Origin of the sequence: Streptomyces sp. NPDC050732 (genome assembly GCF_040654255.1) — a bacterium.
Lineage (GTDB): Bacteria > Actinomycetota > Actinomycetes > Streptomycetales > Streptomycetaceae > Streptomyces.
The window spans coordinates 40895-60327 of the sequence record NZ_JBFAHP010000009.1 but is presented as its reverse complement, the minus strand read 5'-3'; the positions used below and the strand labels follow the sequence as shown (position 1 = coordinate 60327).

19 protein-coding genes and 1 pseudogene are annotated in these 19433 nt (G+C 68.9%); 12 read left to right on the top strand and 8 right to left on the bottom strand.

Features of this window, described 5'->3' with window-relative positions:
- Positions 1 to 58: 58 nt before the first annotated feature.
- Together AB0H82_RS10445 and AB0H82_RS10440 are read right to left on the bottom strand one after the other, a co-directional pair.
- Positions 59 to 553, bottom strand: a complete 495-nt coding sequence (locus AB0H82_RS10445) for a hypothetical protein (protein ID WP_362990906.1) — start codon at positions 551 to 553, stop codon at positions 59 to 61.
- Positions 554 to 856: 303 nt separating this feature from the next.
- Positions 857 to 1657: a hypothetical protein gene (locus AB0H82_RS10440; protein WP_362990904.1), complete on the bottom strand. Its 801-nt coding sequence runs from the start codon at positions 1655 to 1657 to the stop codon at positions 857 to 859.
- Between the two features lie 973 nt (positions 1658 to 2630).
- Here AB0H82_RS10440 and AB0H82_RS10435 point away from each other — a divergent pair.
- Together AB0H82_RS10435 and AB0H82_RS10430 are read left to right on the top strand one after the other, a co-directional pair.
- Positions 2631 to 2906 (top strand): hypothetical protein, encoded by a 276-nt coding sequence (locus tag AB0H82_RS10435; protein ID WP_362990902.1) that lies wholly within the window; start codon positions 2631 to 2633, stop codon positions 2904 to 2906.
- Between the two features lie 600 nt (positions 2907 to 3506).
- Entirely contained in the window at positions 3507 to 5786 is a 2280-nt protein-coding gene (locus tag AB0H82_RS10430; RefSeq protein WP_362990900.1) for a tetratricopeptide repeat protein, read from the top strand.
- Positions 5787 to 5939: 153 nt separating this feature from the next.
- Here the strand turns inward: AB0H82_RS10430 and AB0H82_RS10425 are convergent, their stop codons facing one another.
- Complete coding sequence (locus tag AB0H82_RS10425; protein WP_362991166.1) at positions 5940 to 6305, bottom strand: hypothetical protein; 366 nt, start codon at positions 6303 to 6305, stop codon at positions 5940 to 5942.
- A gap of 36 nt (positions 6306 to 6341) precedes the next feature.
- On the bottom strand, positions 6342 to 6650 hold the full coding sequence (locus AB0H82_RS10420) for a hypothetical protein (protein WP_362991164.1): 309 nt from the start codon (positions 6648 to 6650) through the stop codon (positions 6342 to 6344).
- A gap of 21 nt (positions 6651 to 6671) precedes the next feature.
- Here AB0H82_RS10420 and AB0H82_RS10415 point away from each other — a divergent pair, with 21 nt between their 5' ends.
- The 3 genes from AB0H82_RS10415 (at position 6672) to AB0H82_RS10405 (ending at position 8362) form a co-directional block, all read left to right on the top strand.
- Positions 6672 to 6842, top strand: a complete 171-nt coding sequence (locus AB0H82_RS10415) for a hypothetical protein (RefSeq protein WP_362990898.1) — start codon at positions 6672 to 6674, stop codon at positions 6840 to 6842.
- 137 nt (positions 6843 to 6979) lie between these two features.
- On the top strand, positions 6980 to 7627 hold the full coding sequence (locus AB0H82_RS10410; protein WP_362990896.1) for a hypothetical protein: 648 nt from the start codon (positions 6980 to 6982) through the stop codon (positions 7625 to 7627).
- A gap of 423 nt (positions 7628 to 8050) precedes the next feature.
- Positions 8051 to 8362, top strand: coding sequence for a hypothetical protein (locus AB0H82_RS10405; RefSeq protein ID WP_362990895.1), 312 nt, complete (start codon positions 8051 to 8053; stop codon positions 8360 to 8362).
- 191 nt (positions 8363 to 8553) lie between these two features.
- On the opposite strand, the gene AB0H82_RS10400 is transcribed toward AB0H82_RS10405, so the two are convergent.
- A complete protein-coding gene (locus AB0H82_RS10400) occupies positions 8554 to 9561 on the bottom strand; it encodes a helix-turn-helix domain-containing protein (protein WP_362990893.1) in 1008 nt (335 codons plus the stop codon).
- Between the two features lie 235 nt (positions 9562 to 9796).
- On the opposite strand from AB0H82_RS10400, the gene AB0H82_RS10395 reads away from it, so the two are divergent.
- Both AB0H82_RS10395 and AB0H82_RS10390 read left to right on the top strand, forming a co-directional pair.
- Entirely contained in the window at positions 9797 to 10108 is a 312-nt protein-coding gene (locus AB0H82_RS10395; RefSeq protein WP_362990891.1) for a hypothetical protein, read from the top strand.
- Between the two features lie 76 nt (positions 10109 to 10184).
- Positions 10185 to 10568, top strand: coding sequence for a peptidase inhibitor family I36 protein (locus tag AB0H82_RS10390; protein ID WP_362990889.1), 384 nt, complete (start codon positions 10185 to 10187; stop codon positions 10566 to 10568).
- Between the two features lie 275 nt (positions 10569 to 10843).
- On the opposite strand, the gene AB0H82_RS10385 is transcribed toward AB0H82_RS10390, so the two are convergent.
- Both AB0H82_RS10385 and AB0H82_RS10380 read right to left on the bottom strand, forming a co-directional pair.
- Positions 10844 to 11962 (bottom strand): serine hydrolase domain-containing protein, encoded by a 1119-nt coding sequence (locus AB0H82_RS10385; protein ID WP_362990887.1) that lies wholly within the window; start codon positions 11960 to 11962, stop codon positions 10844 to 10846.
- Between the two features lie 341 nt (positions 11963 to 12303).
- Complete coding sequence (locus AB0H82_RS10380; protein WP_362990885.1) at positions 12304 to 13608, bottom strand: hypothetical protein; 1305 nt, start codon at positions 13606 to 13608, stop codon at positions 12304 to 12306.
- 189 nt (positions 13609 to 13797) lie between these two features.
- Between AB0H82_RS10380 and AB0H82_RS10375 the strand changes: the two genes are divergently transcribed.
- The 3 genes from AB0H82_RS10375 to AB0H82_RS10365 are packed head-to-tail and all read left to right on the top strand — an operon-like array spanning position 13798 to position 16714.
- A complete protein-coding gene (locus tag AB0H82_RS10375; protein ID WP_362990883.1) occupies positions 13798 to 13986 on the top strand; it encodes a DUF397 domain-containing protein in 189 nt (62 codons plus the stop codon).
- Positions 13987 to 13993: 7 nt separating this feature from the next.
- A complete protein-coding gene (locus AB0H82_RS10370; RefSeq protein WP_362990881.1) occupies positions 13994 to 14674 on the top strand; it encodes an SAVMC3_10250 family protein in 681 nt (226 codons plus the stop codon).
- Positions 14675 to 16714 (top strand): HEAT repeat domain-containing protein, encoded by a 2040-nt coding sequence (locus AB0H82_RS10365; RefSeq protein WP_362990879.1) that lies wholly within the window; start codon positions 14675 to 14677, stop codon positions 16712 to 16714.
- Positions 16715 to 16862: 148 nt separating this feature from the next.
- Here AB0H82_RS10365 and AB0H82_RS10360 read toward each other — a convergent pair.
- Positions 16863 to 17204, bottom strand: a pseudogene (locus tag AB0H82_RS10360) (Scr1 family TA system antitoxin-like transcriptional regulator); the annotation flags it as partial.
- Positions 17205 to 17383: 179 nt separating this feature from the next.
- On the opposite strand from AB0H82_RS10360, the gene AB0H82_RS10355 reads away from it, so the two are divergent.
- Positions 17384 to 18115, top strand: coding sequence for a formylglycine-generating enzyme family protein (locus tag AB0H82_RS10355; protein WP_362990877.1), 732 nt, complete (start codon positions 17384 to 17386; stop codon positions 18113 to 18115).
- A gap of 417 nt (positions 18116 to 18532) precedes the next feature.
- Positions 18533 to 19399 (top strand): GNAT family N-acetyltransferase, encoded by an 867-nt coding sequence (locus AB0H82_RS10350; protein ID WP_362990875.1) that lies wholly within the window; start codon positions 18533 to 18535, stop codon positions 19397 to 19399.
- The last annotated feature ends 34 nt before the right edge of the window (positions 19400 to 19433 follow it).

Here is a 19433-nt window from a genome sequence, read left to right as displayed (position 1 = left end):
GGGAAACCCGGCCCTCAATCACAGGAGAACCGCCATTCCGAGGTTGCAAGATGGACTGTCAGTGGATTGCCCATGCCTCGGAAGGGAGGAAGCTCACCGGCGCGGCCATGGCGTCTGTGGGGAGGAACACCGGTCGGGTGAGCAGACGGTCACCTGCTCGCTGGACGCCGAGCACCACGCCCAGGCTTCGTGATCCGGGTGCACCGAGGTCCGCATAGAACAGCTCCGAGAAGGGCTCGCGGATTCCGGCACGGTCGACGATCCACTGTTCGAGCTCCGAGGGCGTCCGGCCGACCAACGCGACGCCGTCCGCGTAGACCTGAGGGCCCTTCAGAGCGTCGACCGATATTCCCCGCAGCCGCTCCTCCAGGCCGTAGAAGAACGTCAGCCCCAGCTCCCAGCACTCCCCCTGGACCGTGCCGTACCGATCCAGTGACAGTGCCGCACGCGTGTGACGCTGAGGGTTGCGCACGATGCCGCCCAGCGCTGTGGTGACCGCCTCGGGCCGCATCCCGAAACGCAGCGGCCCCACACTCTCGAACGGTTCCAGCAACCAACTCCTCCGCCCGCTGTCCGGAAGCACATCCCACACACCCCACCGGTCGAACATTCACTCCATCCTTCATTCAAGATTCCCGCCCCACGGGCCGGCCTTCCGCAACCCGCCCCGCGGCAGGGCGAGCCGGGCACCGGGCTGGAAGTCACTCTGCACAGCAGGGACATCACGCAGCCCTCCTCACCCTGTCCCGTGACACGAGAACCCCAGGCGTCCCGGGCCCGGGGACAAGGCCCTGGGCTGCCGGGAGGGGGAACGCCTGGCGCCCGGCCCCTCCCGGTCGTCTACATCGGTCGCCGGTCAGGAGGTGTGACGGTGACGCCTGCGGGCTGCGGCGGCCAGCGCTGTGCCCAGGGCGATCGAGGCACCGCCGGCCCCGAGCATCCAGCCGGAGGCGGCATCGCTGCCGGTCTCGGCCAAGGTGGCACCCGAGCCGGCCCGGTCAGCGGCATCATCGGCTGCGCCGGGCCACCCGGCGACCGGCCCGACCTCGCCACCCCCGGCCCCGGTCGCGGCGGACTTGCCGATGTCGATGCCGGTGCTGGTGCTGGTGCTGGTGCTGGTGGGCTTACCGGTGGTCGGAAGCTCCTTCAAGTCGTCGTGCGGAGCAGGCCTGTTGCCGCCTGCCGACTTGCCCTTGACTGGCGGCACCCTGCCCGGCTCACTGTCCGCAGCCACGATTTCGAACCAGTACCCCGACAGCACCCCGGAGTGCACGACGCCGTCCTCGTCGTAGAACCCTCCGACCGTAGTGGCCCCGCCGAAGCTGTCCGGCACGCTGGCGTCGACCTTCAGACGCAACTTTGTGTCGACGTATTCACCGGGCGCCAAGTCAGTGAAGCGAGCCTCGTACTGGTAGGACTTATCGTCGATCATTTCCTTCCAGACGCCGGCATCCTCGTCGTACCACCGCACCGTCAACAGGCGCCTGGTGTCATCGCCGTTGCTCCAGGCATTGAGGCTCAGGTCGAAGCGGACCCAGACCGACGTGATCGCCTTGCCGGAGGTGTTGGCGACGCGGACGGTGAAGTTGTGCCAGCCGGAGCCGGACGCGACCTTGCCGGGCAGACCGAGCACGGTGACGCTCAGCGCCTCACCCAACGTGACATTGGCGACCGGCTTGTCGCGGCTGATGGCCTGCGAAGTGGAGGTCGGATTTTCGGCACCGCGCGGGACGGCGGCAGGGGACGCCGGCCCGGTCCCGCCACCGGGCGTGGTGTCGCCGCCCGGAGCGGTTTCGCCACCGGCGGCCGAGGTCCCGGGCGGAGTGGCGGGGGCGCCGGTCTGCTCCGGTGCGGGGGCGCCCGGCGTCGGCTCAGTGGGACCACTTGCGAAGGGTGCCGCCGGGCTCGTTCCTGCCTCGGGTTCCACAGGGGCCTGGGGTGATTCCGCAACACCGGGGCTGGCCGGATCGCCGGCCGACGGTCCCCTTTCCTCTGTCGGAGGCTCCGGGTCCGCGGGCTCCGGAGCAGGCTCCGGCATGGAGAGCGCCGGCGGGCTGGCCTCTACCGCCGCCGCGGGTGCAGCAGTCAACAGCGTCGGGGTGGCCACCGAAACAGCGGCCAGAACCGCCATACGTATGCACTTCAAGAGAACAACCAAATCTGTCGCTATGAGATGTAGTCACCCATCCTTCACAGTTGCCCAACTTGCCACTACCTTGCATCAGTTTATGGACTCATAAGCTGCGTTTGGGACCTTCGAGGTAGAACACTCCCCAGCCATCCCGCGCTCCTGGACGCGGGCGGGATCTTCACCGAGCTGTACAAACTCTCGCGGGACCGGTGAGAGGTCGGGTCGCCCGGGGGGGAATCTCGCCCCCCCGGACTCCCGCAGAACCGTGCGCAACAACCGCTCGTTACACGGCTCTTGCCATCCTGATCACCAGAACATTGGCGTCAGCGGTCAGCGCCCGCTGGGCGAAGAACCTCGACGAGCGCTGGCGGACGATCCGTTGCCAGCACGCGTGGGCCTTCCTCTGGTCCACTTGGCGTGGAGAGCTCACGGGTGGTGATGTCAGTGGTCTGTGATGAGATGCCCGCGCGCTGTCAGTTGCTGTGGAGGAGGCCGTTCTATGTCCGGGTATCCGTCGCTGACACGCGCTCTGGCAGAGGCGCTGGTCGACGTCCTCTGGTTCGTGGAAGGGTGCGAGGACGAGCAGATGGACCCGGATGACGCGGTGAAGGTCCTGGAAGGCGTCGCCGCTCTAGTTTCTCACCTGTCGGATGATCAGCGAAGCGAGTTCATGGACTTGCTCGGTTCGATGGCTGCGGAGGAGACCCACCCCTCGCGTCGCGAGTTCTTGGGAGGCTTCCCAGAGGGGTTCGGCCTGATCGAGGAAGACTCCTGAGCTGCCCCCTATGCGTAGAGCAGGACTCCCTTGCGGAGGAGTTCGAATCCCGTGCGCCCCAACATCTCGTGGCCGCGGTCGGCGAACCGTGGCAGCACTACGACCTGGGACACGGCTTCTGCACCTGCTCGTTCTTTGAGCAGTGCCCACACCGCATGGCCTGCGCGCGCTGCAACTTCTGCACACCGGAGGACTCCAGCAAAGGCCAACTCCTGGAAGCGAAGGGCAGTCTCCAACGCATGCTCGCCACGATCCCTCTCCCAGACGAAGAGCAGGCAGCGGACGGCGACGGCCAGGCCACGCTGGGCCGCCCGTTGGAGCGTCTGGCGAATGCCCCCACTCCGTCCGGCGCGACCCCACGTCACCTCCTACCGATCATCGAGGTCCGACGGGTCACCTAAGACAATCAGTGACACGACCACACATCTGCTGGTTGCCCGGCGTCCTCGACACTGGGCCGTTTGAGCCGTGTCCGATGCCTCGTGGGGGGCCTGGCCGCCAGGCCCGTCATTACGGGATTGACCTCATCGAATCCATGCACAACACGTATTCAAGTCGCTACGTTATGTGTTCAACGATAGGCAGACTGGCGAGGTGCCGGTGGCTGAACAGAAGGCTGCAGAGGCGGCGACTTACAACGAAGTCAGTGGCAGCGCGGCCGCTGGAGTGGTGGTTCAAACCGGTTCGGTCTCGGGCGGGATCCACGTCCACGGCAGCCCAAGGCCAGCGGTGGTCCCCCGGCAACTGCCAGCAGCCCCGGCCCGCTTCACTGGCCGGGGCTGCGAGCTCGATCGACTCACTGCCGTGCTGGAAGAGGGCTCAGACGCAGGGCCCACTGTGGTGGTCTCGGCGATCGGGGGAACTGGCGGGGTCGGGAAAACCAGCCTGGCGCTGCGCTGGGCGCATGAGCATCTTGAACGCTTCCCTGATGGTCAACTCCATATCAATCTGCACGGCTTCGACCCCGTCAGCAAGCCAGTGCCGGCAGAGACGGCGGTGCGCGCATTCCTCGACGCGCTCGGCGTAGCTCCTGGTCTGATTCCCCTTGATCCCGGTGCTCAAGCCGCGCTGTATCGCAGTCTGCTCGTAGGCAAACGCATACTGATCGTGCTGGACAACGCCCGTGACACACCCCAGGTCACACCGCTGCTCCCAGGCACCTCCACCTGCACAGTGCTGGTGACCAGCCGCAATCACCTGACCGGATTGATCGCGCGCGGAGCACACCTGATTGACCTGGATATTCTTGCCGATGGTGAAGACAGGATGCTGCTGTCCCGCCATCTCGGCGAGGACCGGATAGCCGCCGAGCCACGCGCCGTCACCGAACTCTTGGCCCACTGCGCCGGTCTGCCGCTGGCACTGAGCATCGTCGCTGCACGCGCAGGGTGCCAGCCGGCTCTTCCCCTGGCCGTTCTGGCCGAGGAACTCCACGAGGCCACTGAGCGGCTCGACGCCCTCAACGGTGGAGACTTGGACACAGATCTACGGGTTGTGATGATCTGTTCCCTTCAGGCTCTCGGTCGCGCCGCGGCTGACGCGTTCCGCCTCCTCGCCCTCGCGCCCGGTCCAGATATCAGCCTGCCCGCCGCCGCATCCATCACCGCAACATCGCCTGCAAAGACTCGGCAGTTACTCCGGGAACTAGAAATAGCGCACCTGGTCCACCAGTACATACCTGGTCGATACCGGATGCACGACTTGGTGCGACTATTCGCCGCCGAACGGGCCAGGCAGGATCTCGCACAGCAGGATTGCACTATGGCATTGCGTCGACTGATCGACTTCTACCTTCACAGTGCCCATGCAGGCTCGCAGATCATCTATCCACACAAGGAACCACGAATCATATTGGAACCGCCACTGCAGGGGGTTTCCCAGTATCCTTTGACGGATGTGGAATCAGCTCTGCACTGGTTCGACGCGGAACATCCATGCCTACTGGCAACGCATAACTTCGCTATACGCGAGAGATTACACCTTCAAGTGTACCAATTGGCCTGGTCGCTCGATACGTTCCATGAGCGTCGACACCACGCCCAAGAGCAGTTCTCCGCATGGCAGGCAGGCCTTATGGCAGCCCGTTGTCTGGGCAGTTCCAGCTTTCAAATCGAAGCTGATCGGCGTCTTGGCAACGCGTGCTCGCGGCTGGGCAAGCACACTGAAGCATTCAACTACTTGGAGCAGGCCCTCACCCTCGCCAATGCCACCGCTGACCTTCCCAGCCAGGCTCTCACTCACATCAGTCTCGGAGCGGTCTGGGGCGAGCAGGGCGACGAGCGCAGGGCGCTGGGGCATTCTCTCAGCGCTCTGGTGCTCTACGAGTCCCTGCACCAGTGGCCGAAAGTGGCGCACGCGCTCAACAATGCGGGTTACTCATACGCCAAGCTCGGTGACTATGAGCAGGCACAATCCTGTTGCAGCCAGGCCCTCACCTTGGCCCGCCACCACGGAAACCACCCCGTAGAGGCGAATACGCTCCATAGTCTCGGATACATCGCCCACCGGACCGGCTTGCATGCCCGTGCCTTGCGCTACTTCGAGGAGGCACTCGCGATGTACCGCGTCAACGGCGATAGCTACGCAGAGGCGGAAGCGCTCGAAGACATCGGGAGCGTCTGGGCTGTTCTTGCCCACCTCGACCAAGCCCGCCTCATGTGGCGTGAGTCGCTGATGCTGTATACGGCTCAGCGGCGAAACACAGAAGCTGCCCGCGTCCAGCATCAGCTTTCCGTGCCCCCGCCAGTGCCAGATGCCGTCACCGCGCTGATTCACACATACGGGGTGCCTCCCGAGATCGCCGCTAGGGTCGTACGGACGTGGAGGCTTCCAACGCAGCCGGTTGAAGCCCGCACGCCTCTCTCTGATCTGACTGCATGATCACGTCGATCGAGCGGCCCGCGCCACATACCCTTCCGACTTCGTCAGCCGCTGATGCCTCGGATGCACACGCTTCAGCCACTCACCCAGGAGCCCCACCACGCCCGGCCATCATGTTTGATCGCTTGGGCACCCTGATTGACAGACCTGATTTCACAGAATGCGGACATGGCACACCATGTGGGTCGACCCGCTCGACCAAATGATCGCGGTCGATGAGGGCTGGAAGTGCCCGTGGCCGCTGGACTGGCAGCGGCACGGCACTACCGCGTCCTCGCGGACCTGGTCGACGCTGACGGCGACCTGCCGGGCGAGGACGTCGCGGTCGACGTACGGGGCGACGGCGGCGAGGACCAGGCGCTGGAGTTCGGCCGGCTTCAGCGCCTCCGCCTCCCACTGCACCGGACAGGCCGGTCCGAAGCCGTAGCGGCGGGCGAAGGCCGACCAGCGCGGATCTCCGTGCTTGCCCTCGGTCGCGGGCAGTTCGTAGGCGCGGACCTGCTCGTAGGAGAGCAGCACACGATCCGTTCGGCTCCAGCAGCCCGTGCGCGCCACTCAGTCGCGCTCGATGTCCTCGCCCGGGCGGTCGAAGTCGCCGACGACCAGGAGCACGGCGTCGCGCGGTCGGCGGTGACCCGGTCGTGGACAACGTCGGCGTACGACTGAGAACCGAAGCCGCGGGCCACCCGCACCGGGATGCCCGCCCCAGCGAGCCAGCCGGTCAGCTGCCGGCGCAGGGTGTCCTTCGGCGAACGTGCCTGCGTCCGGCCAGGCGGGCGGGACGTGGATCTCCCGGACGGTGTCGATCAGGTCGGGGAACCGACCCTCCCGGCGGGCCTGGGCCAGCTGCGGTACGCCTGCCATATGCCAAACCAGGCCGGTGAAATGAACGACGCGAACGATTCAGACTCGGAGAACCGCCGGACCGACAACTTCTCCCTCTGCATGGAGACGCTCAAGGCCCGCATGCCCTCCGAGCAGCACGACGTCCTGGCCAAGGCCGTGCACGAGACAGCGCATCTGGTAGCCGAGGGCCATCAAAGATCTGGCGAGTAATCGGTAGGCGGATCCGTCAACGGTCGAGGGACAATCTGTGGTTCGCTCATCACGTCGTCGGAGGAGAGTTGGCTGAAGACCCGCACGGTTCGCCGCAGCAGCCCGAGGGCAGCACCGGACCGGATACGAACGGAGCAATGCAGCAGCCCGACTCGGGTGCAGTACCGGAAACCACGCCGGAAAACCGGACGCTGAGGTACCAGTGGGCAGGGCTGTGGGACCGGAACAACTGGGCCACGCTCGTCGTGCTGCCGTTGGCGGGGGCTCTCGCGCTCTGGACATTCCAGAGTGTGAGCGGGTGGGTCGCGGCTCAGGCCAATCCGCCTGGGCTGACGGCCTACGCCCTCTCCCCCGAATCCTGCGTGCCTGCTGTCCTTCCCATCACCTTGGAAACCAAGACGGACAAGACGGTCTTGGCGACGGGCATCGACGTCACCATCGTCTCCAGCAAGGCGCCGTCACACAGTAAGAAGGAGCTTCCGGCCGGCTGTGGCGATACCGTGCATGAGCCGGCATTCGACGTGAACCTTGCCCAGCATCCGGTCCCCGTAGTCCCCCGGGGCAAGAAGCCCGTGCCTGACCGCACGGACTTCCCCTTCACGATCTCCCCTGACCAGCCAAAGCAGCTCACCCTCAGAGTCGACGCTGCGAAGCAGGACGTTCGATTCAAGGTAAAGGTCGAATGGGTCGCAGGCGGCGAGTACGGAAGCGTGACCCTGGATAATGACGACCGTAGCTATGGATCGGGCCTGAGTGATGGGCCTGGCTTCCGTGTAGTCGGGTAAGCGGGGCCCGTGTGTTTCTGTATGGCACAAGTCTGCCTCGACCAGCTCGCAGTCGTGAATCAGCTGCCCTTCAATCGCGGAGGTTGTGTGCTCACAACCCGACGTCAGGCCTGTGGGTTGGACTGAGTCGGAAGAGCCCGCACTCGCGCGTGTCTGAGGTGGTGCGCTCGGCCGCGACTGCGAGTTCTCCACTCGCGAACACCCCCATCGTTGGGCCACCGAGCGGTCCCTCGGCAACGGGCTGAACGTCGACTGGATGACGTACTACACCGGCAGGGGCGGCCTGAAGCGCTTCCGTAACCACTTCGACCAGCGCTGGTGGACCGCCACGAACGCGAGAGCCTGCTGCTGGGACATTCTCGCCGGCCCTGCCGGCGGACTACATCCTGACCGGTGGCGAGGAGAAGCTCGCCGAGGTTCGCCGTGAACGCCGTGACCCTCCTGCTGGGAACTGGGATCACCTACCTCATCGGCGCCCTCGCCGGCGGGCTGGACACGGGAGAGGAATGCCAGAACGCAGGCCAAGCCTACGACTCGGCGTACCGCCATGCGCACTTCCACGAATTCGAGCGGTGGTACCCGCTGCACGAAAAGTGCCACGCGGGCTACGACCTGGTCCCGGCCTGGGTGAACCCCACCCTGATCGTGCTCCCCATCCTGGCCGCGCTCTGCCTCGCGTACTCCTTACGACTGGCCGTCATCCATCGCCGTACCAAGAAGAAGGGCACCTCATGAACGATGTGAGCAGGGTTGGGCTGGCAGTTGTGTGGGACCATCCGGTCGTGACGACAGGCCGGGCCCCCGCAGCCCGGCGTAGCACCCGCAAGGTAGGGGCGAGGTCGTGGGGTGCGGCGGCGCCCAGGTGCGGCTGGGTGTGGCCGTCGGCGTACGCGGGCCTGCCGAAGAGGTCACCGATTCTTCTGCGGTCAGGGGTGGCTGTTACCGGATTCCAGCAGCGCTGCGCCCAGCGGGGTCAGGGTGTGCCGGGCGGCCTTGCCGTCGCGGCCGGTGGTGATCAGGCCGGCCTTGCGGAGCACGGTCGCGTGCTGGCTGGCGGAGCTGGCGGACGCCCGTGTCCGACGGGCCAGGTCTGTGGTGCTGCAACCGTCTGCCACCGCTTCGAGCACCGCTGCCCGGGTGCGTCCCAGCAACTCCTCCAGCGGCCGGCCGGCGGTGTCACCGACGCTCCACAGGCCCGCCCCCGGCAGCTCGGCCCCAAAGGCCGGCAGGGCAAGGACCGGTGCCTGCGCCGAGTCGCCGGGACAGGTCAGCACTTCCGCCTGTTGTAAGGAGAACACGGCCGAGGAGATGACCAGTCCGCGCCCGCCCAAGTGGACATCCGCCTCGCGGCGATGGCGGACTTCGAGCACCGGCGGCCGCCAGCGCACCAGGGACGGGTCGAGTGACTCCAGCATCCGCTCGGTCCCGCCTTCGCCCATCGCGCGCACGTACCTTTCTCGCACAGAGGTGAGGTATGAGCGCATCCGCGGCCAGTACGGCGCCATGGTCACCGCGTGGCACGTCCGCAGCGCCGCGGCCACCTGGAGCCGGGCCTCGCGGTCGCCGTCCGCCAGATTCCGGGCCCAGTTGCGGTGCGTGGCCTGGATGCGAAGGTTCTCCAGCTCCGCCCGTAGCAGGGCCCGCGGAGCCGCCAGGAGATTCTCCACTGCCTCGTCGAGGTCCGTCGTGCTCCCCATCAGGCTCATCGCGTCGACCACCGGTCCGCGTCCGGGCATCAGCGCGGCCAAGGGCCCTGCCTGTTTGCCCAGCCGCCCGCCGATCGCGGCCCGCCATCGTAAAAACGGTGCCAGGGCCGGAGCGTCCGTGCTTTCCCGGAGCAGCCTCACGCTGTCGAACGTCTCTGCCGCTACCCCGAGGGACACGGCTATCCGGGTCCGTGCAAGATCTTCCGCAGTGAAATGAATGCGTTTCACGGCCCCCGCTCTCCGCATCGCCGCCTTTATGGACCTCTGCAGTCTCCCCGGTGCCCTTGATCCCGATGCGGCGGTCGGGCCTTCTTCGCACGACGCCATACCTCGTCCCCGCCGGGCGGGGCCATCGTTTCAGCGGTACCTGAAACGCTGGCAACAGCCGTCCAGGCCGTGCCACGGTGACAGCCGCCTGCCCTCACAGAGGAGAGTCAGGACGAGACCGGAAAGGAAACAAGCGATGCTCCGGAAACTCCCGATCACCGCAGCGGCGCTGGGACTGGCTCTGTCGGGCCTCCTGCTGATGCCGGCATCGGCACAGGCGTTGGAGCGGCCCGCGGCAGCCGCCGAACCGCACTGTGGCTACAACGACAACTTCAACGGTCAGGCGGTGTGGAGGAACTGCGGAAACTTCAATCACCTGATCGAGACCTGGGCGCTGGGCGCCAGCAAGAGCCACCAGTGTGTAGCGGCCCACTCCACCTACAGTCTGGGGCCGACCTGGTTCATCAGCAGTTCCACCTACGCCGGCGGGGAGGGCTGCAGGCCGTAACACCCTGAGACCGGCGCGGCCACGCCCGCACGCCCCCCCCATGCTCTTCTGGACATCGCCCATCGGAGGAAACGCAATGCGCCTGAAACTTGCGACACTTGGCTCCGCGACCGCCCTCGTCCTCGCGCTTGGCACGGCCTCGGCGCAGCCCGCGTCGGCCACCTCGGCAGCCGGGTGGGACCGCTGCCCCAACGGTTCCTTCTGCATCTTCGACGGGGTCAACGGAACCGGGACGATCGCCTGGTTCCGCTCCGGATCCCCGGACCTGCGAGGCCAGTCCATGGACAACCGGACCTCCTCGTACTGGAACCGTAACGGGGACCAGTGGGCCCTGTATGACGGATACAACTACGGCTCGGGCTGCTTCACCGTCCATGCTGGCGCGCAGACCGACTTGCCCTCAAGGTTCCCCTCATTGAATAACGTGTTCAGCTCTCTGCAAAAGGGTGGCTGCGGCTGATTGCCCCCGGCCGAACCACGGTCCTGAGGAGGCCGACCCGGGGAGTTGTGGCCAGTTCGGTGTCGGTGAGGTCCAGGCGGCGGGTCAGCTCGTTGCCGAGGCAGCATGTGCGACACGGGCGGCGCCATCCGCGCGGCCGGCCTCCTGATCGGGTCCATGGGCGCCTCGGCCACGGGGGCCCAGTGGAGCCGTACCTGGCCGGTACGTCGGCGGCCGACGCCGAGCGCATCGGCCGCTTTCTGGGGTGGCGCCGCCGAGGAGCGCGGAGCCGTCGCTCAGGAGGACGGGCAGAAGATGCTCTCCACGGCCTTGCTCACGTCGAGCTCCACGGCGTTGGGCTTGGCGCTCAGGGTGAACGACAGCGCGAGCTGGCGACGGCTGTCTGCCGAGTAGAAGGTCATGGCCACGGAGCCGGGGGCCAACCCGCCCGTGATGGAGAAATCGTCGCCGCAACTGCTGCTGTCGCCTCGGGGCTGTGCGGAGGCGGGCGGCCGGTCGGTCAGGATGCGCTGGAGTTCCGGTGGCAGCAGCTTGCCCTGAGTGAACGCCCGGTTGAAGGCGCTCACGTCGTGCGCGGTGGAGACCACCCCTCCGGCCCCCGCGCCGGCGAGACCGGCGTTGTATCGGTCCACGTCGCGCAGCCTGCCGTCGGCATCGGGGTAGTAGCCGTGGTTGTGCGGCCCCTTGACGCCGTCCGGCGGCTTGACCATCAGGTAGGTCCTGGTCATCCCGAGCGGGTCGAAGAGACGCGTGCGCAGTTCGGTGGCCAGGTCATGACCGGTCACCCTCTCGACGATCATGCCGAGGAGGGTGTAGTTGGTGTTGGAGTAGGCCCACTTCTCGCCCGGCTCCCCGGTCCGGGGCCGGTCGCGGCTCCACCGCACCAGATCCAGCGGCCGGTAGGGGGTCGTGAAGTCGAACACGTCGAATGAGGGGTCTCCCTCGCTCCCGTCCGGGTTCGGCTTCTCGGCGTACCAGTCGGGAATGCCGGAGGTGTGCCGGAGCAGCTGGCGTACCGTGATCTCGTCGGCCCGCGCCACCAGGTCCTTGTGCACCACCTCCGGCAGCAGGTCGCCGAGCTTGTCATCTACGCCCAACTCGCCCTTCTCGACGAGTTTCAGTACCACGGTGGCCACCATCTGCTTGGTCTGTGACCAGATCCGGAAGCGGGCGTTCGCCGGTATCCTCCCGCCCTCGCCGTCCAGCAGCCGGGAGCCCGCGCTGCCGAGACCGAGGGGCTTCCCGTCGACGTAGGCCCCGCCGACGACCCCCACGACCCCGGGAATCCTGGCCAGCTCCTCCATCGCCTCCTGCACGTTCCCGCCCCGCGCCGGGGCGGCGGCGGCGGGCCCGGCGTGGGCCGCCATCAGCATGACGACACCGGCGGCCAGCACGGCCTTCCTCAGCCCCGGACGAACGTTCCCATATAACACGGCACATGCCCTCTCGTGAGCACCTTCCGAAGCCGGAGCACCACACCCTCGGCACGGACCTCTGCGGTCCGTGCCTCCAGGGAAACAGGAGACAGTTACGGTGACGTATGCGTTTGTCGATACGCCGGTACCGAGGGGGCGCGAGGGCGGGCGTGGCGCTCGTGAACACGGGTGCGGGCGCGGTGGAGCAGGTGGCCCAGCTCCTGGGCGAACACCGCGTACCGTCGCCCCACGCAGGACGCCCGGGCCCGCCTGGCCTGGGCGTCCAGCAGTCAGGGGGACCTGGGCGTTCAGCGGTGAGGTCAGGGCGTGTTGACGGAGAAGACGACCCGCCTGCCCGCCGTGGAGTTGATGCGTTCGTTGATGCCCCACAGCCGGTCCGTCGACCAGGAGTAGCCGAGGTTCTGGGTGTATACGGGGGCGGGGGTCATGACGTGCGGCGCGGTGTTGGCCTGTGCCTTGTGGATGCAGGAGTACGGATCCTCCGCCGTACCGCCGCCCGCGCCCGTCGGGCAGGTCCCGGACATGTACCAGTTCGTGCCGTCGGTGGCAGCGCCCTGCATGGCCCAGACCGGGGAGGAATACGCGGCGGAGGCATGGCCCTTGGGGAGCTTGGTCGTGGCATCGAGCGGCCAGCGCACGACGCGGCCGCCCGCCGCGTCCTTCTTGTACTCGGCCGAGACGAGGGCGTCCTGGCCGCCGGTGCGGTCCAGGCTCAGGGAGTTGAGGCAGGGAGTGGTGCCCGCGGTGACCGTGCAGGCGGCGCTGCCGGTCGTGGTCCGGTACATCGCGACCATGGGGACGGCGTAGTTGTGCCACAGGCCCGAAGAGGTGGTGCCGGTGATGCCCACCTCCTTGTCCTGCTTGTTCAGCTTCCATATGTGCCGCAGGTCGTAGACCTGGAGGTAGCGGCCGTTGGCGACGAAGGCGCGGTCGCCGTACCAGACGACACCGTCGACGTGATTGCCCGGGACCACACGGAAGTCGCCGGTGCCGTCCGCGTTCACGGCAGGCTGGACGAGGAGCAGATTGTGGTAGTTGGGCGTCCCGCTCTTGGTGCTCACCAGCGAGAGCCGGGCGTACTCGTCACCGCGCCGCTTGGCCGGGTCGGGGTTGCCCATGTCCGTGCCGTGGTGCCAGGTCGCGGCATAGGCGGGGACGCCCTTCCACTGCCCGTCGGCGGCGGGTCCGCTGTCGCTGTACGGCAGGGAAAGGCCTTGGGGCGTCCAGCCGCCGTCCGTCGCGTTCCAGTTGCTGGACCGGTCGTCCTCCGGCTTCCAGCAGTAGCCGCTCGGCTTGAGGCTCGCGGACAGGCCGGTGTCGTGACAGAGGCCTGCGATGCCCGTGTTCCCGCCCGTGTTGAGGACCGTACTGACGTCGACGTTCTTGACGGCGCCGGTCTTCTCCACGGCTTCGACCGCGGCGTCGGTGCCCTCCGGGCCGCCAGGGGCGACGACTTGGTTGAGCTTGAACTGCGAGACGGTGGCGGGGTCCACCGACCCGAACGGCATTGCCGCGGCTGCCGGTTGCGCGCTCGTGAGCGTCGCGGCCACAGCGGCTGCCACGGCCCCGGCCGCGGTCAGTCTTCTTCTCCATGTATGAGTCACGCAATGACGATACGGCGCACGATCCAGCGGGAGTTCGGCGGCGACCAGACCGTGAGGGTCGTGCAGCACGGTGCAGGTGCCGGTCTGGCACTGCAGTAGGTTCTGGAGGGCGTCCAGGACGCGGTAGAGGCTCAGGACCGCGTTTGGGCTTTGGGGTCGTGGCGTCGCAGAGTGTTTGCTAGGAGAGCAATGAACACGGCATCGCAGTGGTTCAAGTCCAATTACAGCACCGAACAGGGCGGCGCCTTCCTGGAGATAGCCGCAGCGCCATCGGCTCTTCACATCAGGGACTCCGAGAACCCGCGCGGAGCGCACCTCACCGTCGCTCCCGCCACCTGGGCCGCCTTCCTGGCGCTCCCCCAGAAGCCCGGCGTCTGACCGGCACATGAGGTACTACGTCTACCTCTCCACCGCCAAGGTGGACATGCTGTACGGGCAGATCCCGCCCAAGCTGCTGAAGCGCCTCGCCGTCGAGGCGAAGGTCGACCTCAAGGTCCTCAGCCTGGCCGTACAGTCGCCGCGTACCGAAGCGAGCGCGTACGACCGGCTGGACATCGTCGAGTCGTACCTGGAGCGGGAGTTCGACGTCGGCTGGCTGACGGAGCCCACCGCCTGGTTCCGGGGCGACCTTGCGCTGCGCATCGCCGGATACGGCGAGGTGAACAAGCCGACGCTGATGACGGGCCGCGACGGCGACACCGTGGTCGCGCTCATCGGCTCCGCCCACCACCTGGTGGGCTACGAGGCGCCGCCGGAGATGGGCCGGATCGGCTTCTCGGGGCTGCCGTCGCTCTTCCGGCTGCTCCAGGACACCCCTCCGGAGTGGGAGAGCCACTTCAACGTGCGGTCGCGCGGCGGCCGGATGCCGAGCCGGGAAGGGGTGGCCCACGACGTGCTGCACGCGGCCGAGGGGCTGACGGTGCCGCCGGTGTACTGCGACTTCCTGGCACGGCAGTTGATGCGTTCCACCGTGACGCGGGAGGACGGCGAGGAGCTGACGATCGTCGTCGGGACACCGCTGTACGTGGCGATGTCGGACCAGGTGCACGAAGGCGAGGGGGCCTGAGTGGAGCGGGCGGCGTCCATCTCCGACGTGATGCGCATGCGCATGGAGGGCGACGTGGCGGGGCTGTGCCGGGCCACGTGGTCCGAGAACCATGACGCCGCCGTCTGCGCCACCGCGATGCTGGGCAGCGCGGTACGTACACCGGAAGTCGTCCGGACATTGCACCTCTGTCTCACGCGTGGGGACGAGCCGCTCCCCGGACTTCACTGGCACGCCCTCGCGTCCTTGGGAAAGCTGCGCGTGGAGTGGGCCGTGCCCCTGCTGCTGCGTACCCTGGCCGAGTCGGACCACAATCGCCGGCAACTGGACGAGGTGGCGTGCGAAGCCCTGCTGGCCATCGGTGGACCGGAGGTCGTCCGCGGTCTCGTGGACCTGTGCGAGCGGTTGCCGTCCGGCCGGGGGTACTGGACGGTGCGGGTGCTCGACGCCCTTGCCGCGCTGCGTGCCTCGGAGGCCGTGACGCCTCTCCTGGCCACGCTGTGGGGGTATCTGCCCGATCTCGCGGTACGCGTCGTGCGCACGCTCGGCGCGATCGGGGACCCACGGGCCGCCTCCGCCCTGCTCGTCCTCGCGCACTCCCCCGCCTCGGACACGCACCTGCGCCGCGCCGCGGTCGAGGCGCTGCACGCGCTGCCCGCCGCCGAGTGGCCGCCCCCGCACCGCCACCCGGCCGTCGAGCGACTCCTGCACACCCCCCAGCGCGACCCGGACCCCGACACGGCGCGCCTCGCGACGGCCCTGCTCGCCAGGACCGAGGACGGCCGGGCCCACCTGTGGGACGTGCTCCGCGGCGCGGCGGAGCAGGGCGGCCCCCACTGCCCGCCCCACGCCGTGGCGGCGGTCTGCGCGCACATCGCGGCGGAGCCCGGCCTCTTCGCCGTACCGGAGCCCGGCGAGCACCACGCCCTGCTCGCGCACCTTCTGCGTGCGGCGGCGGCACCGGCCGTGCGCCGGGCCGCCGCCGGGGCGCTCGCCGCGTCCGCGGGGGCCGGGGCGGCCGGTGCGCTGGTGGCGGCGCTGGGCGACGCGCGCATCGGCGACACGGTGGCGGGCCTCGTGGCCGCGCTGCCGGAGCCGGTGCTGTCCGAACTGGTGCTGCCCGAACTGGCCGACCTGTTCACACGTCCCGGCGAGTCCGTCACCCGACGGCGGGGCGCGGCGCGCGTGCTGGGCCTCGCCGGACGCACGGACGCGGCCCCGGTGCTCCTGTCGGCCTTGGCGGACGACACGGCTCCGGTCGGGGTACGCGCGTCCGCCGCCGACGCGCTCGGCGCCCTGCGGCACGCGGCCGCCGCCCCGCTCCTCGCGGACCTGGCCACGGACGAGGAGCAGCCCGGCACCCTGCGGGCGCACGCCGTGCGGGCCCTCGGTTCGATCGGTGTGCCGGACACGCTGCCGGTGGTGCTCGCCTGCGCGCGGTCGCCGCACGAGGCGGTGCGGGGACGGGCGGTCGTGGCCCTGGGCGCGTTCCCGGTGCCGGAAGCCGCCCGCGCGCTCGGGGAGTTCGTGACGCCTGGCGCCGAGCCGGACCTCGCGCGTGCCGCCATGCGGGCGCTGGGGGAGATCGGCGGCCCGGCCCTGCCGGTCCTCGTCCGGCTCGCCGCCGACGCGGACGGCCTGCCCGAGGACGTGGGTCCCCGGCTCGTCGGGGCGCTCGCCGCCCACCCCGGGGCGGAGACGACCGGGGTGCTGCTCGGGCTCGCCACGGCGCCGCCGGGCCGGAGGGGCGGGGCGACGTACGCGGCCTCCGGTGAGCGCCGGTTGTCCAGATCGACCCCGGCCCGGGAGGTGGCGTCCCTCGCGCTCGTCAAACGCGGCTCGGCGCGGGACCTCACTCCCCTGAGGGCCCTCCTGGGCCCCGACACCTGGTTCGGCGCCCACGAGCCCGCCGTACAGGCCCTGTTGCGGATCGGCACCGAAGAGGCGTACGAGCACGTGCTGGCGTTCTGTTACAGGACGAAGCACTTTGACACCTGGCACGTCGACGCCCTGGACGCCGTCGCCGCGGCACGCGGGATCCGGCTTGGCCCCTCGGCCTAGAACCAGGTCGTGGCCACCGTTGGCCGGGGCGAAGCCGCAGTCGGGGGGAAGCCTTGGTCGGCGCGAAGCTACGGTCGGGGCGAAGCCGCAGTCGGCGCGGGCCGGCAGCGCCGGGGAACCACCCGCACTGCGGTCCGTCGCCGTGTCGGCGCGCGTTCAAGGCGCGCCTGGCGGCGTAGATGACGTTGTGGGCGTCGGCCCGTACACGGCGGATTCCCGGAGCGTTTTCCAGGTGCGCAAGTAGAGGGCGCAAGTAGAGGGCGAGGGTGTCGGCGTCGTCGAGCCACAGTTCCGCGTGCCAGGTCTCGGTGACGACCTGGCGGTCGTCGTAGATCCAGAAGCCCAGGCCGGGCGGGGCTTTCAGGCACGCGGTGAGCGGCACGATGCCGAGTTCCACGGTGTCCATGCCGATGATGCCGGTCAGGCGGTCGAGTTGGGCGGCGAGCACGGGGGGCGGGCAGAGAAGGGGCCGTAGGACTGGGGCCGCTTCCAGACCGGTTGCCGTCCCAAGGGCTCAGCATGCTCAGGCCCCGCGTCATGCCGGAGCACAGCTGGTCCATGGCCCGATGCCCTCATTCCAAGGTCGCTGTCGAGGTAGGTCCATCGGCCGATGTCCGCCCCGAGCACCTGGGTGATCATGAGGTCGTCCGCTCGAACCGAGGAGGAGCCATGCGGGTGGAGCAGGTGGACTGGGTGGAGGTTCCGGCCGGGTTGCTGCGTCGGGGTACGCCGGTCGACGAGGTGGCGGCTGTGGCCCGCCGCTATGCGGACACCGGGGTGCCGGTGGAGTGGTACATGAAAGAAGCTCCGCGCGCGGAGATCCACATCCCGGCGTTCCGGATCGCCCGCACCCCGGTCACAGTCGGCCAGTGGGCACTCTTCGCAGCGGCCACCGGCCGACCGGTCCCGCAGATGCCTGTGGACCACCCCGTCATCGGGGTCGCCTGGGAGGCGGCGAGGGCCTACTGCCTGTGGCTCGGGGAGCGGCTCGGCCTCGGTGTGCGGCTGCCCACGGAAGACGAGTGGGAGCGAGCCGCGCGGGGCGACGACGGCCGGGAGTTCCCGTGGGGCGAGGAGTACCGCACCGGCCTGGCCAATCTGGTGGACCTCGGCACCGGCACCACGGTGCCGGTCGGTTCGTTCCCCGAGGGCGCCAGCCCTTTCGGGGTGCTGGACATGGCGGGCAACGCCGACGAGTGGACCTCCACCCTCTACGCTCCCTACCCCGGCGCGCCCGCCGAGGTGCCGGGCAGCGAGGACTGGGCCTTCGACCGGCATGTCACCCGGGGCGGCTCGTTCCGCCACGACCGGGACCTGGCCCGGTGCGCCCGCCGCCACGGCGCCTATGAGCCGGACCTCGAAGCGATCGGTGTGGGCTTCCGTCTGGCGGCGCCGGCCTGAGTAGAACCGGGCACCGTGCCAGACGGACAGGGGCACGACATCGCTGTTGCAGGCCAGGCCTTGGCGAGCGCGTGTGCGTGGGTGACGGCGGACAGCGACTCGACGTGCGCGTCCACCCGGCCCTTGACGGTCTCCCACGCGGCCTTCGCAGAACCAGACAGCGCTCGGGGCGGGCGCCCGGCCGCCGTGTAGCTTCATGCTCTGCTGCGACATCGTGCGCATCGCGAAGCCGTCCTGACCCGCACCGCCGGGCACCGCACCGTCAGACCCCGGCGAACTCGCCGGAAGATTCGCGGATACGCGAGGGGCCCCGCCGGGGGCACTTGGGTCCGGTGCGGATAGGGCCTGTCCTGTCGATCTGGCTGACTGGGTAAAACCACGTGCGGCCGGTCGCCGCGATGGTGTGGGATGCGGGACATGACGATCGTTCTGAACGAGCCCGGCGTCGATGGGCTGACCGGGGTCGTGGATGCCCTCCGCCTATGGCAGGACGACCGCATGCCGCTGCAACTCCATCCGGGAGACCTTGGCTGGGCCTGGGCGCTGGGCGCGGAGAGGCTGGCCGCGGCCGTCCGCACCTGGAGCGTGGGCGGACGGATCGTTGCCGTCGGATACCTGGACGGCCCTGATGTGCTGCGCCTGACGACCGCGCCGGACCTGCGACAGGACGGTGAGCTGGCGCGCCAACTCCTTGCGGACCTCGATGATCCGGAGCGCGGGGTCCTGCCGCCCGGGAAGGTCGGCCTCGAAATCCCCGACGGCGCTCTGCTCCGCGAGGTCCTCTTGGAGGCGGGCTGGAATCTGGACGAGGCGTGGACGCCGCTGCGCCACGACCTCGCCGCGCCGGTGAGGGCCTGCGGCCTGCGGATCGAGGTAGCCGGTCCGGAGACGGCGGGGGTGCGGACCGCCGTGCATCGCTCGGCGTTCGGCAGCCCGGCGTTCACCGAGGAGATCTGGCACGTCCTCGCGGCCGGGCCGGTCTATGCCGACGCCCGCTGTCTGATCGGCTACGACGACGAGGACAACGCGGTGGCCGCGGCGACGGTCTGGTCGGCCGGGCCCGGCAGGCCCGGCCTGCTGGAGCCGGTGGGCGTGCACGCCGAGCATCGCGGTCGCGGCTACGGGACGGCGATCAGCGTCGCCGCTGCGGCGGCGCTGCGTGAACTGGGTGCATCAAGTGCGCTGGTCAGCACCCCGACCTCGAACGCTGCCGCCGTCGCCGCCTACAGGGCAGCTGGATACGAGCCGTCGTCCCAACGGCTGGACGTCAGCCGGACCGCCTGAAAATGATCAGGCGGCGGTATCGGACAGGCCGCGT

Coding starts and splice junctions, on each gene's coding strand:
- AB0H82_RS10435 (WP_362990902.1), top strand. CDS start 2,631: ATGTCCGGGTATCCGTCGCTGACACGCGCTCTGGCAGAGGCGCTGGTC.
- AB0H82_RS10420 (WP_362991164.1), bottom strand. CDS start 6,650: ATGGCAGGCGTACCGCAGCTGGCCCAGGCCCGCCGGGAGGGTCGGTTC.
- AB0H82_RS10415 (WP_362990898.1), top strand. CDS start 6,672: ATGAACGACGCGAACGATTCAGACTCGGAGAACCGCCGGACCGACAAC.
- AB0H82_RS10410 (WP_362990896.1), top strand. CDS start 6,980: ATGCAGCAGCCCGACTCGGGTGCAGTACCGGAAACCACGCCGGAAAAC.
- AB0H82_RS10395 (WP_362990891.1), top strand. CDS start 9,797: ATGCTCCGGAAACTCCCGATCACCGCAGCGGCGCTGGGACTGGCTCTG.
- AB0H82_RS10390 (WP_362990889.1), top strand. CDS start 10,185: ATGCGCCTGAAACTTGCGACACTTGGCTCCGCGACCGCCCTCGTCCTC.
- AB0H82_RS10375 (WP_362990883.1), top strand. CDS start 13,798: ATGAACACGGCATCGCAGTGGTTCAAGTCCAATTACAGCACCGAACAG.
- AB0H82_RS10370 (WP_362990881.1), top strand. CDS start 13,994: ATGAGGTACTACGTCTACCTCTCCACCGCCAAGGTGGACATGCTGTAC.
- AB0H82_RS10355 (WP_362990877.1), top strand. CDS start 17,384: ATGCGGGTGGAGCAGGTGGACTGGGTGGAGGTTCCGGCCGGGTTGCTG.
- AB0H82_RS10350 (WP_362990875.1), top strand. CDS start 18,533: ATGACGATCGTTCTGAACGAGCCCGGCGTCGATGGGCTGACCGGGGTC.